This is a genomic window from Nitrospirota bacterium (assembly GCA_030684575.1).
Lineage (GTDB): Bacteria > Nitrospirota > Nitrospiria > Nitrospirales > Nitrospiraceae > Palsa-1315.
In genome coordinates this window covers 221096-235912 of record JAUXVD010000023.1, presented here as the reverse complement: position 1 = coordinate 235912, position 14817 = coordinate 221096, and the positions used below count along the sequence as shown (strand labels likewise).

Here is a 14817-nt window from a genome sequence, read left to right as displayed (position 1 = left end):
GAGGATGCTCCGGGAAGCCGACCTAGACCAATTTAAACTGGGCGACGGAAGACGTCAGCCCTTCGGCGAGCTTCGCCATATCTTCGACGGTCACGCGCGCAGAGTCCGTCACTTTTTGCGTCGCCGCGGCACCGCCGGAGAAGTCCTTAATCGAGCGACCCACCTGATCCGTCGACGCGGTCTGGGTGACCGCCGCGCTGGCGATGGTCTGTGCCAACTCCGACGAACGTTGGGCAATTCCTGAAATTTCGTTGAACACTTCACCGGTACGTAGCGCAGAGGCCGACCCGGCTTCCACCGCCTGTGTTTCCTGCTCCATCGCGACCACCGCGTCTTGCGTTTCCGTCTGAATCACCTTCACAAGATCGGCGATTTCGCGCGTCGCTTGCGTCGAACTTTCGGCCAGTTTTCTGACCTGATCGGCAACGACGGCGAATCGAGCTCCGGCTTCACCGGCGCCGGCCGCCTCGATGGCGGCGTTCAACGCGAGCAAGTTCGTCTGATTGGCAATATCCCGAATCGTCGACACGATCTGTGAAATTTCCAAGGACCGGTCGCCCAGCGCTTTGACCTGCTTCGACATACGTTGCACGGCTGAACGAATGCTGTGCATGTCCTGCACGGTTTCTTCCACGGCCACTCGTCCACGTTCTGTCGCTTGCAACACTTGCTTCGCCGATTCCGAAGAGGCACCGGCGGTTTCTGCAACCTGACGCATGGAAGTGGCCAATTGTTCGACCGCGCCTAACGTCTTGGTGGATTCGTCCGCCTGATGCTTCGCGGTTCCAGCCATCTGTCCTGCGCTTTCCCGAAGGGTCCCGGCTGATTTGTTGACGCGTTCGGCAGCCTCTCGAACCTGCTTCAACAACTGTCCGAACCGGGTCACCATGAGGTTGAATCCGTCCGCAAGGTTGCCGAACATATCTGCCGTCACCTCACCGCGTTTCGTCAAATCTCCTTTACCGACGTCCGAGACCAAGACCAGAAAGCTCATCAACCGTTTTTGCATGTCGTCGCGCTCGGACTCCGACGTCACGAGGGCCGTAATACGATCCAACATGGCATTGAACGACGCGGCCATCTGTCCGAGTTCGTCCTTTGACGTGATCTTGGCGCGAGCTTGGTAGTTACCACTTGCCGCCAACTGTGCGACGTGCGCAACCTGTCCAATACCCAGCGCCAGTTTATGCGCCACCCAGTAACCGATCGATAATCCCAACAGCACCGCGAGCGCTCCGCCGATCACCAACGCGAGGGTGGCATTTGCCGCAAGCGACTTCGCCTCATTACTAAGATCCTTGGCAATCTCTTGCATCGTCTTAATCTGTTCTGAGTGGCGGCTGCTGACTTCATCGAAGGCCGGTGCAATACTCACCGTCAAGGCAAGCTGTCCCAATTCTCTCATCTGTTGTGCCTGTCCAGGCGACAATGACTTCGACTCAAAACTTTCAGCAATGGCGGCGACCCCAGCCTCCGACTGTTGAAAGAATGTGGCAATCGCGCCTTTGAGCTGAACAAGGTCCTTGGCTTCATCACGACCGGAACTCGAGGTACGTAAACTTGTCGCCTCGTATTTGGCAATCAACTGATCGATCTGTTGTCGATACGGCCCGATCTTGGCGACGTCGACTTTAAAATCCGTGGCGCGAGGCGCTCGAGCCAGGTCCTGGAGCGTCTCATGATACTTATTGAGATTGAACAACATCGTATTGAAGTCGATCAGTGGAACGGTGTAATCGACGTAGATTGCGTCAGTCTGTTGGCTGATGCGTTTATTGGTCCACACACCCAACGAGCTCATGATCACGATGATGACGCTGACGACGCCGAAGGCCGTCAGGAGTTTCGTTTGTGTTTTTAAGTCTTCAAACCGTTGCAGTACAGTAGGCCTCACCATGGGGAACCTCCTCCTTCTATCTAGCTAGCGATCGATGCATTCATGTCGTGAACTACCTGGCATGTGACGTTTCCGCATTCTTATCCCGCGCTCTCGAAATGCGAGAGCACCGCTGCCGTTTCTAACACGCCCCGTAACCGGTCCTCGAGTTTGACTACCGTCGACACAAAGGGAAATTCGGCCTCCCCCGTGCCGGTTGGGGCCGGCATGAATTGGTCCTTTGAGAGGGTGCGGATTTCTGGCACCGTATCGACCAATACACCCACTTGCCAATTCCCATGTTTCACGACGACGGCATATTGCAGTGTGGCTTCTGCGTTGAGCGAAAACATCATCCGCAGGTCGAGCAACGGAATGACCGTTCCGCGCAGGTTCGTGACTCCCACCAAGCCGGATGGCATCCCGGGAACCGGTGTGATGGATTCCACGACAAACACTTCGCGTACGCTTCGTAGGTCGATCGTGAAGAGTTCCCCTCCCATGGAGATGATGGCGGCACGAATGGTCGCCGATCCAGACGAATGACCAGGGCCGGCTCCTGAGCTTGACGTGCCAGGCGCTGGCCTGCTGGAATCCACGGTCATGACATGCGGCATCGATGCCATTGCCTTAGCCCATCACTCGCTTAATGGCCGCAAGCAGCTCTTCGTTTTTGAATGGCTTCACAATGTGGCCGTTCGCCCCTTGCTGCTGCCCCCAGAATTTATCGCTCTCATTGCCTTTCGAGGTGCAGAGAATGATCGGGACATTCTTGCACCGCTCATCGCCCTTTAAATCTCGACAGGCTTGGAACCCGTTGCGGCCCGGCATCACGACGTCCATCACGATGAGATCAGGCTTTTCGCTGGCCACTTTGTCTTCGAGCTTCTCGGTATTCGGGAAGGACACCACGGTGTAGTTGGCCGCCTTGAGGCATCCTTCGATCAACTGCAGCTCGGCGTACGAATCATCGACCACGACAATCTTGCTCATCTTGCGCGCTCCTTTGGTGATGTAACGTGAATGCGTGCTATCTCATCTCTCCGTCAGGCTCAATCTCTAGTCGCTATTTCAGCGGCAGCACCACGCTGATCGCCCCGGCTAACTCCCCTTCTTTCCATCCCTCTTTCTTCATGCCGGTCACATCGCGCTCGCCTTTCGGTGAACCATGACAACCCAGGCAGGTCGGACCGGCATATTCCGGGTCCATCATGCGAAGTACCGGCTTGCCATCCACCATCGTATTCCGGACATAGGATTGTCCCTTGGGGTGACGCGGATCGTTGAACATCCGCAAGACTTCCGACTCAAAGTCATCCGGCTTATTATTGGCATTTCGATAATCGATTCCCGTGAGCTTCATACGGACACCGGACTTCTTGTAAAACTGCTCTCCAACTCTCCTGGCAAACACGGCAGGGATGAATCCCTTGAAAGAAATCCCTGGCTTGTTGATGATCGGCTGGGCTTCGTCCACCACTTCCTTCTCCGCTTGGACTAAGGCGAGATAGAGATTCGCTTGCGGCACGACGTTGGGAATCCGCAGATCGAGTTTGGTCGATTTCTTAAACCGTTCCACGACCTGGCTGGACATGTAATCGCCGGTAAAACCCTTGTCGGCCTTGGCCGGGTCATTGATATTCTTCATCTGCTCCGACAAGACGCCACGGCCGATCTTGACCAACTCGATCAAGTGCTCTGCCACTTCCGCTTCATTCCCAGCCATGACCGGACTCGCATAGAGTGCCAGGGCCGCCACAGTCACCCCGCTTACCATTCGCCAGCTCAAACGTGTCTGTATCATGCCCGTTCTCCTCCTTGATGCCTCGGAATACGATTCCATCCCAACACTCGCCATCCTGTCCCCTTGGTGCAAAGCCGCCACCGTTCGCACTCACATATTCTTCGGGAAACATCGCTACTCGAACGCTTCATCACGCGGCGACAGTGCAAAGGTTGTGCTCAACTGAATGCTTATGCAGTCACCACGACAGATCCCCTTGAATTACCTTGTAGTTTTGAGATCTGCCCACACATGTTTTCACAGACATCCTTCCTGCCACTCCAGCACCGAACTGTTCACCTTGTGACAAAATGATGTCGTCCTGGCAAAAAATGACCATCACACATCACAAGCACAGACTTCGGCATCACCATCTCTTCGATGGAGCGGTCCCTTCCCCATCGTGTGAGAATCAGCATCATTCTGCTCATGCCTCACGTCTATGGTAAAAAGTGTAGCAGACAATATGGATTTGGCATTTCATTCTCGATATTCCGGCCATGCCATCACCAGACCCTACGCGCAGAGCTGATACCTCGAAGCCGCACCCTCCCTATGGTCCTCTATCAACTGGATGTTCGATGGCTCACGATCAGAAGGACAGACAAGACGACATGGGCTTGACCCCTGAGGCCACCGCGTGGCACCGATGAGCAAAGGGCATCCTCACCGTCCTGAGTGGTCGAGGTCGCGAGAAGCAGAAACAGAAGAAGGTTCAAACAAGGATAGGAGGCAAAGAAGATGGGGCCGCTGGCCCCACGGTCATAGATGGGAAATCGTATTGCAGGAAAGAATCAACAGTCCGGAAATGAATACCGAAGTCACAGGCAGGAGAGCCAAGGTGGATGTGCTGCTGGCGGAGGGCGTTCCTCCTACTCACCCATCCCAGTGTCTATCCACCATGCATCCTGGCGAGGCAAATAATAGGACATGCTCGTGCTACGGTACGGCTAACGCAGCATAGACCAGATTCATATTCAGGTGCTCTTGAAGGTGGTCTGCCCAGCGGTCCAGCTCAGCACGAAGTTGTGTCGTCACGAGTTCAGACTCACGCGGCGAAATAGGAGTGAGGCCCTTTCGGCCTCGCGAGCGGTTTAGCCAACTCCGACGAAACTCAGGTTGATCGAACAGGCCATGAATGCTGGTGCCCCAGACTCGACCATTCTCACTGGCCGCGCCTTCATCACTCACAGCCTGACCGGACCAGGCTTCACCAACCTCGATTTGAAAACAGGGCGTGACGGCTCCTCGGCTGGTGCGTCCCATATGGATTTCATAACCACGGATCGGTGAATGCGGCGCAACGCCATGAAGCAGCGACGACGCATGGACTTGCCTGCAGATCTTTGGCGCATCGAGCTCCGTCTTGACATCGAGAAACGCAAACCCCGGTGCGGTGCCTCCCCCCTCCAATCCCTTTGGGTCGGAGATCTCCTGCCCCAGCATCTGATATCCGCCACAAATCCCGAGGAGTTCTCCCCCTTCGCGAACGTGAGACTCCAAGATGCCAGGAAATCCTGCCTTCACAAGATACGCGAGATCTTCCAGCGTATTTTTGCTTCCTGGAAGCATCACCACGTCAGCCCCTTGCAGATCTTCAGGCGACGCGGCAAACCGAAGTGCCACATCCTTCTCAGCCGCCAACGCATTAAAGTCCGTGAAGTTGCTCATGCGGGGAAGCAGGACCACCGCCACATTGATGAGATTGGGGGTGAATTGAACAGACCGGGAACGAACGAGATCGAGACTATCCTCTTGATCTAATCGAAGATCGCGCAGATAGGGCACGACACCCAACACCGGCAGGCCTGTACGGGCCTCAAGCATACGGACGCCATCGTCAAACAGCCGACGATCGCCGCGGAACCTATTCACAATCACGCCGCATACGCGCGCACGTTCGTGAGGCGCTAATAATTCGAGTGTCCCGATGATCTGTGCAAATACTCCTCCACGATCGATATCCGCCACCAAGACGACCGCCGCATCGGCCAACTCGACCACAGGCCAGTTCACCATGTCTCGATCCCGAAGATTAATTTCCGCGGCGCTCCCTGCTCCTTCAACGACAATGCACTCATACTCGTCAGCCAGCCGCGCATAACAGTCGCGAACGATCGTGAAGAGGGTCTCTTTCCGCTCATAGTAGGCACGCGCATTCAACGCCTCGTAGACCTTGCCTCTCACCACAACCTGAGATCGGGAATCCGACTCGGGCTTGAGCAAAATCGGATTCATGTCCACGGTCGGCTCGATCCCACAGGCTTGAGCTTGCAGTGCCTGCGCACGCCCGATCTCTCCCCCATCGAGCGTGACGAACGAATTCAGCGCCATGTTCTGCGCCTTGAACGGCGCGACCCGCACGCCTCTTCGTGATAAGAGTCGGCAGATCCCTGCGACGATGAGGGTCTTGCCCACATCGGAGCCGGTACCAAGAATGGCAATGGCTTTTTTGCCTGGCACCCTCGAAGCCGTCATAGTTTTTCCCCCGGGCTGTGCGGGGAACGTCGGGCATGCCAACGTACATAGCGGGCCAGCCCTTCTGTGACCGCCGACCCAATCACTCGCCCGACGAGTTCCCCGAGCAGAGTGTGAGTCCCACTATATCGCTGACGAGAGCCATTCCCGCTTACCACCACGACCGCGTCTGTTCCCGTTCCCGTGGCCCCTGAGCGACCGGTCCAACTTTTCACATTCGCCTGCAACAGGGCGGCGGTCTTGGCTTCAGTGGCGACTTGTACCATCCCGACCATTGCGGAACCAGACAAACGAGCATTGGTCACAAGAATCAAGTTGATCGTCCCGGCTTGTGTCTGACTGTTCATCCGTCGTCCCAAGATCACCGGTTCTCCTGCTCGCACGGCATTCGACGTTCCTACCGTGACAAATCCTTCAACCCACATTTCATCATGGGACACCCGCACCGTGACCAAGTCCGCAAGCGAAACAGCCGTCATCAGACCGACGAATGGGTCGCGAATATCAAGCGAGAGGGCGAGCTGACTCAACGTTCTCGCAGGATCAGCACATCGCACATTCTTGTCACGATCACCCTTTACCATCGAATTGGCTGCGACTTGATGGTTCAAGATATACCTGGCTCGCGTGAGCCCACCGGCCTTGGGAGCAGAGGACAGAACGGTTCGCAGGCCCCCAAGATCGACGATAAGCGTCTTTCGGCTGACCCTAAAGGCGGTCTGCATCCCGCCTGAGTTCGATATCTTCATGGCTTGTGTTTCCCCACGCAATCGTCAAGGGCTGCCAGCAATCGCCGATTGTCCTTCTTAGTCTTAACCGCAACTCGGATCATCTGAGATGTGAGGCCTGGCATCGTCGAACAGTCTCGAACCAGAATCCTCTCAGCAGCCAACCGTGCCGTCACCTCAGCGGCACAGGTTGAGACGGGAAGTTTGATCAACACAAAATTCGCGGCAGACGGATAGCAACAGAGGCCGGATAGGTGACGAAGCCCGCGCATGAGCTGCGTCCGTTCGCTCTTCATAAATGTGCGGCTTCTTGTTGCATAGGCATGGTCGCGCAACACAGCACGGGAGACCTCTTGGGCCAGTGAATTAACCGACCAGGGAGGCTGACGGTCTTTCACCCGTTCCACGACTTTGCTCGCGCCAACCAGATAGCCGATGCGCAGCCCCGGCATGGCATAGAACTTCGTCAGACTGCGTAGCACCATCATGCGCGGATACTCGTGCAACATCGGCATGACAGACTGGGCCGGACAATAATCGATGAAGGCCTCATCCACGATCAGCCAACCCTGCTGCCGCTCGACGGTTTCGGCAAGCTCCCGCACAGCCAGCCGGTTGAGCACCTGACCGGTCGGATTATTGGGATTGCACAGGAAGACAGCGTCGAATCTGGACCGTTTACTAGAAAACAGCCGCAGCGTTTCGTTCAATGGAGGGGAAAATTGCTCTTCCGGTGCAGCGTGAACGTACCGGATCGAACTGCCTGCGTCCATCAGTGCATGCGCATATTCCTCGAACGTGGGACCCATCACAAGCGCAGACGTCATTCTAAGTGCTCGTGGCAGCAGATGGATCAATTCGGCTGAACCGTTGCCGACGAGAATCATGTCCGGATCGACCGCGCATTGTTGCGCCAGTTCTTGCGTGAGCTGCCAACAATCGGGATCCGGATAATGCACGATCTGCTTGAGCGCCGCGCGAATGGCGCGAAGTCCTGTGGCGGGAGGCCCCAACGGATTGATGCTGGCGCTGAAATCCAGAATGCGGCCAACAGAAATGTGTTGTTCTCGGGCGACCTTGTAAACATTCCCACCGTGAATGGGTTGCGTCATCCCTTCACCATGAATAGCGATCCGAGGCCCAATACCAGTCCAATAAGACTGGTCCAGAGCATGAGGGTCAACGCCCTGCCGATGTGAGCCTGCGTCAAAGGCTGAACCGGATCGCCGAGGCAAGGCCGTTCATGAGAAAGACCGTCATAGCGGTTGACACCGCCCAGTTGCACCCCGAGCGCCCCAGCCATTGCGGCTTCTGGCCGTCCACTGTTCGGGCTTGGATGCTGTCCTCCGTCACGCAATAAAATCCGCCAGGCACTCTGCATCACGGGCCATGATCGAGACAGGATTCCCGCAGACAACACCATCAAGAGTGCGGTGATACGAGCCGGAATAAAATTTGCGACGTCGTCCAATCGAGCCGATGCCCAGCCGAACCACCGGTATCGATCGTCCAAATGGCCGATCATCGAGTCCAAGGTATTGATCGCCTTATAGGCCAGCGCCAAGGGTGCGCCCCCGATAACCAGATAGAACAACGGCGCGACGATGCCGTCAGCCGTGCTTTCCGCAATCGTTTCCACCGTCGCACGAACGATATCAGATTCCGCCATCTCCTCCGTATCGCGGCCGACGATCTGAGCAACGGCCGATCGAGCCTCCGGTAAAGAACGGGATTGGAGTGCCATTTGTACGGAAAGGACATGGTCCATGAGATCGCGAGCCGCAAGCGTGGTCCAGGCCAAGAGGACGGTGACAACGCTACCCAACAGAAGATCGATCGCCTCGCCCAACCAAATAAGCAATGCTCCGGCTACATAAAATCCGGTTGGTAATGCAGCAGCCAGCAGAATACCTGCCATCCGTTGTTTGGAGGGAGAGAGGAGGAGTCGATGGACAAACCGGTCACACCCATTGACGATGATTCCCATCCATCGCACCGGGTGCGGAAACCAGCGAGGGTCTCCGACCGCCGCGTCGACGATGCAAGCCGCCGCCAATTCGCCTCCGGTCATCGGAAATACACCACGGGCACGATCACGAGAAAGAGAATCTCTGCCACTTCATTCGTGGCCCCGAGTAAGTCACCTGTCACGCCACCGAACATGCGATGGAACCAGGCCGTAGACAGGCGTACGAGCACCGTACCAATCAGGAGACAGCCCAAACCCACCCAGGGTCCCAGCAACATCGTCAAGACAATCCCTGCCGTGACGGTTGCAACGCACAGGTGTTGCCAGGACAGATATGTAAGGAACGGTTGGGCCAATCCCCCTTCCGACCGTGCAGAGGTCACGTGATATGCCCCCATGACCATGGCCCAGCGTCCGACCACCGGCATGCCAAGCAACAACGCGAGATGCTCGCTAGCCGGCATGGCATTGAGCCCGGCAAACCGCAGACCAAGTGCGAGAAATAATCCCGTGGCTCCGATTGCGCCGACCCGCCCATCCCGCATAATTGCCAATCGAAACTGAGCGGTCCGGCCACCCGCCAGACCGTCCACCATATCGGCCAGACCATCCTGGTGGAGCCCACGCGTGATTCCGATCAGGAGAAGCATCAGGACCACACTTGTGATTTGGATGGAGAAGACTTTCGAGAGGAACAGATCTGCCGTGACTAACAGCGCGCCAAGAAGTAGCCCCACAAAGGGATACCAACTCATGGAAGCAGCCAACTCCTCCGGCTTGGCATCGTGCGTCGAACGACTGAGCGGAACAGCCGTGAGGAACTGCCAGGCGAACAGAAATGTTCGCAGCACGGAGGTCATGCTTTGCGCTCCGACACACCCGCCTCGTCGAACGTAGCCATCTCCGTGAGAATCTTGATCGCCGCAAAGACCAGACTCATGCCGAGACAAGCACCCGTACCCTCTCCCAGACGAAGATCGAGATCGAGCAGCGGCTTCAAGCCAAGATGATCCAGGATTGCCTGATGACCTCGCTCGACCGACCGATGGGAGGCGATCAGATAGTCTTTACAATGTGGTTGCAGCCTCACGGCGATCAAGGCAGCAGCTCCTGCGATAAATCCGTCCAACACGACCGGAATACGAGCCGCCGCTGCACCGAGCATCAAACCGGCCAGCCCTGCGATTTCCAATCCGCCCACGTTCGCAAGGACCTTCATCGCATCCGTTGAGTCGAGCCGATGGAATGCGAGCGCCTGTTGAATCACGCTGATCTTGCGGGCATGACTGGCATCGTCAATCCCCGTTCCCCGTCCTGTCACCTCGGAAACCGGTCGGCCCGTCATCACGGCAGTAATCGCTGAACTCGCCGTCGTATTGCCGATTCCCATCTCGCCGGTGCCGATCAGACCGATGCCCTGCTGAACGGCCTCGGTGGCCAGTTCTATCCCAACTTGAATCGCTTGCTCAGCCTGCGCGGGACTCATCGCCGATTCCTTCATGAAGTTCTTTGTGCCGGGCATAACCTTCTTATGAATGAGTCCTGCCACCGCTTCAAAGTCGAAATCAACGCCGATATCCACCACCCGCACCTCAAGGCCGGCATGGCGCGCCAGCACATTCACGCCAGCGCCACCTCGCAAGAAATTCAAGACCATCTGAGGCGTCACCGCGGAGGGATAGGCACTTACGCCTTCAGCCGTGACTCCATGGTCGGCGGCAAAGGTAAACACCGCTCCGGCCGGGACCTTCGGCTTTAGCTCCCCGGTGATCATGACATAACGTGCAGCCAACTCTTCCAGTCGACCCAGGCTACCGATCGGCTTCGTTAATCGATCGAGGCGTGCCTGCGCCTGCGCGAACAGACGAGGATCGGTTGGCTGAATCCGGTCGATGGTTTCGCGGGATGACATCCTCGGTACTCCTCTTATTTCAATCGTAGCGGGAGGCCGCTGACCGTCAGATAGACTTCATCGGCTTCTGCCGCCACCTGCTGATTCACCTTCCCTGCCAGATCACGAAACGCCCTAACAGGTTTTGTCGCAGGCACCAGCCCAAGCCCCAATTCGTTGCTCACAATCACGACACGAGCCTTCGTGGTCCTAATCGCACGGAGCAGGTCTGCCGTGGCTTCAACAACGTCCATATCTCGCAGGCGTCGCCCCTTCAAGTTACTCAACCATAGGGTGAGGCAGTCAATCACAACGGTCTGATAGGTTTCACCTTTACCAAGAAACCACATCGCAATATCAGTAGGCACCTCGGCGGTCTCCCAATCGGGCGAGCGCGTGGCCTGGTGCCGCTCGATCCGGACTTCCATCTCCCGATCCAACGCCTGACCTGTCGCCACAAAGGCCCTCGGCCCGCTCTGGCCTGCCAGGTCGAGTGCGACTTGGCTCTTGCCGGATGCCGCACCACCCAACACAAGAATGAGCCGCGACTTCCTCCGTTGCTTTCCTGTCACCGATCACCCCTCACTCGTCACTTTCCTGTATCACGTTGCCAGAGAAACTCCGGCTCCCCCTGAGTCTTGGCCGCCCAACGCGCCAGCACAAACAAGGCATCGCTCAGCCGATTCACGAATTTGATATGCACCGCATCGACCGGCTCTTCCCGCACGAGATGCACACAGATCCGCTCCGCCCGGCGACACACCGTTCTCGCCTGATGCAAAAACCCCGACACCTTTCCCCCGCCTGGCAAAATGAATTCTTTGAGCGGAGCCAGATCTTTCTGGCAGCGATCGATCATTTTCTCCAGCCTCGTCACATCTTTCCCCGTCACCTGCGGCATGTTCTTGAACTCTTGCCCGGGGGCCGTCGCTAGAATCCCACCGAGGTCGAACAGTTTGTTCTGGATCCAGCGGAGATCCTCTTCGAGTTGCTCCGCCTGCTCATACATCCCCACCATCTCGGCATTCATCACCCGTACCACCCCGACCACTGCATTCAGCTCATCGAGAGTGCCATAGGCCTCAACCCGGAGACTGTCCTTCCAGACCTGCTGCCCGCCAGCCAACCTAGTTTTTCCCGCGTCTCCCGTTCTTGTGTACACCTTCGTGATGCGCATTGGCGTTGCTCCTGTCACTCTGTTGTGTGGCTCCCCACGATTCGTAGTGAATGAGTTGGTCGACGGGAATCCTGGCGCGCCACCCTGCCGACTCTAAATCAGGCTGCACCGCAAAGTCGTCGACATACCCCAGACACAGATAGGCCAACACCGTGACCGGTCGTGGAATACCGAGCACTCGTTTCAAGGCTCCATGGTCCAGGATGCTGACCCAGCCAACCCCGATGCCTTCTGCACGTGCGGCCAGCCAGAGGTTCTGGATGGCGCAACAGGTGCTATAGAGATCCGTATCGCGCACCGTCGAACGGCCCAGCACATTCGGGCCGCCCCGCTGACGGCTGCATGTGACACCGATATTGACCGGCGCTTCTTCAATGCCTTCCAGCTTGAGGCTTCGATAGAGCGCGGCTCGCTTCCCTCGATACTTCGTGGCAGCCTCGGCATTCGCCGTGCGAAACAAGTCTTTGACCAGGCCCTTAACGACAGGATCGCGGACCACCACAAAATCCCATGGCTGCATGAAGCCGACCGATCCGGCATGGTGCGCGGCCGTTAATACGCGCGTCAAGACCACGTCCGGTATCGGCGCCGGCAAGAAATCCCTGCGGACATCGCGTCGTTCGAAAATCGCCCGATACACCGCGTCCCGCTCCACGTCTGAAAATCGGCCATCACCCGACATCGCTCGTTGCACTCCTTTATGTCGCCCGCTCGGTGTGAGTCGTGGATTGAGGTCCCAACTCGCCGGCGGCGACTTTGCCCAAACAGACGGGGCAAAGACATTCTTTATACCGGGCGGCGATCCAATCCATCTGCTGCTGCGTAATCCCGAGGGTCCCGCACCAGCATTGATAGCCCCGGCACTCGAACGTATCGTGGCAATGTTCGCACGTCTTCGTCACCGGCCCTCTCAAAACTCCACCCCCGGCTGCGCCTTGATGCCTTTGCGAAAAGGATGTTTGATCTGCTTCATTTCAGTGACCAGATCCGCCTCCTCGATCAAGGCCTCTTTAGCCCCGCGACCGGTGATCACCACATGCTGCATGGGTGGACGGCCACGGAGAACCGGCAACACATCTTCGAGAGAAACATAGTCATGATGGAGTGCAATATTGAATTCGTCGAGGATGACCATCGCATAGGAGGGATCGTGCAAAAACTCGCAAACTTTACCCCAGGCTTCTTGGGCGAACTTCGTATCCCGTTCACGATCCTGGGTGTCCCAGGTATAACCTTCGCCCGTGCGAAGAAAGGTGACGCGCTCGCCAAAGGACTTCAGCACCCGCTCCTCTGCCGTGTCGATCGCACCCTTGATGAATTGCACCACGGCCACCTTCATGCCATGGCCGAGACATCGTAACGCCATACCCAGCGCTGCCGTGGTCTTTCCCTTACCAGCGCCTGTGTAGACAATCAGCAGGCCTCGCTCTTCTTGTGCCGCCTCAATACGCCGATCCACTGAGGCCTTGAGCCGTTCCATCTTCGCTTTGTGTTCGTCCTGCTCCGTCATCTCGCGCTTCCTCCATTCACCGACAATCGCGGAGAGGTCCGCCGCACCGACGACACCAGCGACTTCGCAATCTGCGGCTGGCTGGCAAAATGCAAATGCGTATAGAGCCCCACCACATTGTCGATAGCGAGTCCATCCTGCCCCTTCGATAGGCCTCCCGCATCCCGAAGCGCACAGGCATAATCCAATGTTCCGATCGGAACCAGCGAAGAATGATGAAACTCATGACCTCGTACGATCGCGCCAGACTTGCCGAGGATACAATCGCGCGACAGCTCCATTGTTCTGTACCCCATTGTAAGCCCCATCTGCCGCATCACAGCTTCTGCCGCAAACAGCCCGACCATCTCATGCGACGTGCCGGCGAAATCGCGGATGGCTTGCGTGAGATACATCATCCCCCCGCATTCCGCATAAATCGTCCCACCCCGCTCGGCAAACTGACGAATGGCCGTTCTCATCGAGATATTCCCAGCTAACCGTTCGCCATGCAGTTCCGGATAGCCCCCGCCAAGGTACAACATATCCACATCTGGCAGCACCTGATCGTTCATGGGTGAAAATCTCACTACCTCCGCCCCCTCGGCTTCAAGTAGCTCAAGATTATCCGGATAATAAAAACAAAAGGCCAGATCTTGAGCCACCCCGATTCGAATCGTGCGCCCATGGCTCCTCGCCACAGGCGGAAGAACTGCTGACGGCCATTCACCACAGGAACGGGCCAACGCCTCGATTCGATCCAGATCGATCGTTTCTTCCGCTGCGTTAGCCAGCCGACCGTAGAGTTCGCCTATCCCTTGCTCCATCGCCGTCACAAGCCCAAGATGACGATCGGAGATCGTCACTGCCGGATCCGGTCGTAGATACCCGACCGCGACCACATCGGTTTCTTGCTCCACCGCGTCCTTTAGCAGCTTGTAATGACCGTCGCTGCCGACTCGATTGAATAGAACCCCTGCTACCCGTAAAGCCGGATCGAACTTCGCATATCCGGACACCATCGCCGCAGCTGATCGGGCCATGGCACTTCCATCGATGACGAGAAGCACCGGCGCATCCAATTGTTTCGCCAGTTCAGCCGTACTGCCAATTTCGTTCACCGGCGAACTGCCGTCGAACAGGCCCATCATCCCTTCGATAATGGAGATATCCGCGGCAGAGGCAGCTTTCGAAAAAATGTCGCGATTGACAGCCTCCCCCAACATCCAGCCATCCAGATTCCGAGATGGCCGTCCAGTCGCTGCAGCATGATGGCCTGGATCGATAAAGTCCGGCCCGACTTTGAAGGGCTGAACCTGGCGGCCCCGAGCTTTCAGGGCCGCCAGGATTGCCAGGGTGACCGTCGTCTTGCCGACACCGCTGGAGGTGCCGGCAATGACCAATCGTGGACAGATCATACGATTCT

At 57.0% G+C, this 14817-nt stretch carries 16 protein-coding genes; all 16 read right to left on the bottom strand.

Translation table 11 applies throughout. The features are described 5' to 3' along the window. Positions 1 to 22: 22 nt before the first annotated feature. The gene (locus Q8N00_17985) at positions 23 to 1897 is read right to left on the bottom strand and encodes a methyl-accepting chemotaxis protein (GenBank protein ID MDP2384676.1); all 1875 of its coding nucleotides are present in this window, start codon (positions 1895 to 1897) and stop codon (positions 23 to 25) included. Positions 1898 to 1977: 80 nt separating this feature from the next. Then, entirely contained in the window at positions 1978 to 2493 is a 516-nt protein-coding gene (locus Q8N00_17980) for a chemotaxis protein CheW (GenBank protein ID MDP2384675.1), read from the bottom strand. 13 nt (positions 2494 to 2506) lie between these two features. After that, positions 2507 to 2869, bottom strand: coding sequence for a response regulator (locus Q8N00_17975; GenBank protein MDP2384674.1), 363 nt, complete (start codon positions 2867 to 2869; stop codon positions 2507 to 2509). A 73-nt stretch (positions 2870 to 2942) separates the two neighbouring features. Continuing rightward, positions 2943 to 3680 carry a DUF3365 domain-containing protein gene (locus Q8N00_17970; protein ID MDP2384673.1) on the bottom strand — a complete coding sequence of 246 codons (738 nt, stop codon included), beginning with the start codon at positions 3678 to 3680 and terminating at the stop codon, positions 2943 to 2945. 918 nt (positions 3681 to 4598) lie between these two features. Continuing rightward, positions 4599 to 6137: a cobyric acid synthase gene (locus Q8N00_17965; protein MDP2384672.1), complete on the bottom strand. Its 1539-nt coding sequence runs from the start codon at positions 6135 to 6137 to the stop codon at positions 4599 to 4601. Then, a complete protein-coding gene (locus Q8N00_17960) occupies positions 6134 to 6886 on the bottom strand; it encodes an adenosylcobinamide amidohydrolase (GenBank protein MDP2384671.1) in 753 nt (250 codons plus the stop codon). Before Q8N00_17960 ends, Q8N00_17965 begins: the two co-directional genes overlap by 4 nt. Further along, positions 6883 to 7977, bottom strand: coding sequence for a threonine-phosphate decarboxylase CobD (gene cobD, locus Q8N00_17955; GenBank protein ID MDP2384670.1), 1095 nt, complete (start codon positions 7975 to 7977; stop codon positions 6883 to 6885). The genes Q8N00_17960 and cobD overlap by 4 nt, the downstream gene beginning before the upstream one ends. Next, positions 7974 to 8936, bottom strand: a complete 963-nt coding sequence (cbiB, locus tag Q8N00_17950) for an adenosylcobinamide-phosphate synthase CbiB (GenBank protein MDP2384669.1) — start codon at positions 8934 to 8936, stop codon at positions 7974 to 7976. The genes cobD and cbiB overlap by 4 nt, the downstream gene beginning before the upstream one ends. Next, positions 8933 to 9694, bottom strand: a complete 762-nt coding sequence (gene cobS / locus Q8N00_17945) for an adenosylcobinamide-GDP ribazoletransferase (protein MDP2384668.1) — start codon at positions 9692 to 9694, stop codon at positions 8933 to 8935. Before cobS ends, cbiB begins: the two co-directional genes overlap by 4 nt. Then, positions 9691 to 10746, bottom strand: a complete 1056-nt coding sequence (cobT, locus tag Q8N00_17940; GenBank protein MDP2384667.1) for a nicotinate-nucleotide--dimethylbenzimidazole phosphoribosyltransferase — start codon at positions 10744 to 10746, stop codon at positions 9691 to 9693. Before cobT ends, cobS begins: the two co-directional genes overlap by 4 nt. Before the next feature lie 14 nt (positions 10747 to 10760). Further along, complete coding sequence (gene cobU / locus Q8N00_17935) at positions 10761 to 11297, bottom strand: bifunctional adenosylcobinamide kinase/adenosylcobinamide-phosphate guanylyltransferase (protein MDP2384666.1); 537 nt, start codon at positions 11295 to 11297, stop codon at positions 10761 to 10763. 17 nt (positions 11298 to 11314) lie between these two features. After that, a complete protein-coding gene (locus Q8N00_17930) occupies positions 11315 to 11902 on the bottom strand; it encodes a cob(I)yrinic acid a,c-diamide adenosyltransferase (GenBank protein ID MDP2384665.1) in 588 nt (195 codons plus the stop codon). Continuing rightward, on the bottom strand, positions 11853 to 12584 hold the full coding sequence (bluB, locus tag Q8N00_17925) for a 5,6-dimethylbenzimidazole synthase (GenBank protein ID MDP2384664.1): 732 nt from the start codon (positions 12582 to 12584) through the stop codon (positions 11853 to 11855). The genes Q8N00_17930 and bluB overlap by 50 nt, the downstream gene beginning before the upstream one ends. 16 nt (positions 12585 to 12600) lie before the next feature. Further along, the gene (locus Q8N00_17920) at positions 12601 to 12804 is read right to left on the bottom strand and encodes a cysteine-rich CWC family protein (protein MDP2384663.1); all 204 of its coding nucleotides are present in this window, start codon (positions 12802 to 12804) and stop codon (positions 12601 to 12603) included. An 8-nt stretch (positions 12805 to 12812) separates the two neighbouring features. Further along, complete coding sequence (gene cobO / locus Q8N00_17915; protein MDP2384662.1) at positions 12813 to 13412, bottom strand: cob(I)yrinic acid a,c-diamide adenosyltransferase; 600 nt, start codon at positions 13410 to 13412, stop codon at positions 12813 to 12815. After that, positions 13409 to 14809, bottom strand: a complete 1401-nt coding sequence (locus tag Q8N00_17910) for a cobyrinate a,c-diamide synthase (protein MDP2384661.1) — start codon at positions 14807 to 14809, stop codon at positions 13409 to 13411. The genes cobO and Q8N00_17910 overlap by 4 nt, the downstream gene beginning before the upstream one ends. Between the last annotated feature and the right edge of the window lie 8 nt (positions 14810 to 14817).

What these genes read in the sequence shown, in the direction of transcription:
- Q8N00_17985 (MDP2384676.1), bottom strand. Translation starts at nt 1,897, where the DNA reads ATGGTGAGGCCTACTGTACTGCAACGGTTTGAAGACTTAAAAACACAA.
- Q8N00_17980 (MDP2384675.1), bottom strand. Translation starts at nt 2,493, where the DNA reads ATGCCGCATGTCATGACCGTGGATTCCAGCAGGCCAGCGCCTGGCACG.
- Q8N00_17975 (MDP2384674.1), bottom strand. Translation starts at nt 2,869, where the DNA reads ATGAGCAAGATTGTCGTGGTCGATGATTCGTACGCCGAGCTGCAGTTG.
- Q8N00_17970 (MDP2384673.1), bottom strand. Translation starts at nt 3,680, where the DNA reads ATGATACAGACACGTTTGAGCTGGCGAATGGTAAGCGGGGTGACTGTG.
- Q8N00_17965 (MDP2384672.1), bottom strand. Translation starts at nt 6,137, where the DNA reads ATGACGGCTTCGAGGGTGCCAGGCAAAAAAGCCATTGCCATTCTTGGT.
- Q8N00_17960 (MDP2384671.1), bottom strand. Translation starts at nt 6,886, where the DNA reads ATGAAGATATCGAACTCAGGCGGGATGCAGACCGCCTTTAGGGTCAGC.
- cobD (MDP2384670.1), bottom strand. Translation starts at nt 7,977, where the DNA reads ATGACGCAACCCATTCACGGTGGGAATGTTTACAAGGTCGCCCGAGAA.
- cbiB (MDP2384669.1), bottom strand. Translation starts at nt 8,936, where the DNA reads ATGACCGGAGGCGAATTGGCGGCGGCTTGCATCGTCGACGCGGCGGTC.
- cobS (MDP2384668.1), bottom strand. Translation starts at nt 9,694, where the DNA reads ATGACCTCCGTGCTGCGAACATTTCTGTTCGCCTGGCAGTTCCTCACG.
- cobT (MDP2384667.1), bottom strand. Translation starts at nt 10,746, where the DNA reads ATGTCATCCCGCGAAACCATCGACCGGATTCAGCCAACCGATCCTCGT.
- Q8N00_17930 (MDP2384665.1), bottom strand. Translation starts at nt 11,902, where the DNA reads ATGCGCATCACGAAGGTGTACACAAGAACGGGAGACGCGGGAAAAACT.
- bluB (MDP2384664.1), bottom strand. Translation starts at nt 12,584, where the DNA reads ATGTCGGGTGATGGCCGATTTTCAGACGTGGAGCGGGACGCGGTGTAT.
- cobO (MDP2384662.1), bottom strand. Translation starts at nt 13,412, where the DNA reads ATGACGGAGCAGGACGAACACAAAGCGAAGATGGAACGGCTCAAGGCC.
- Q8N00_17910 (MDP2384661.1), bottom strand. Translation starts at nt 14,809, where the DNA reads ATGATCTGTCCACGATTGGTCATTGCCGGCACCTCCAGCGGTGTCGGC.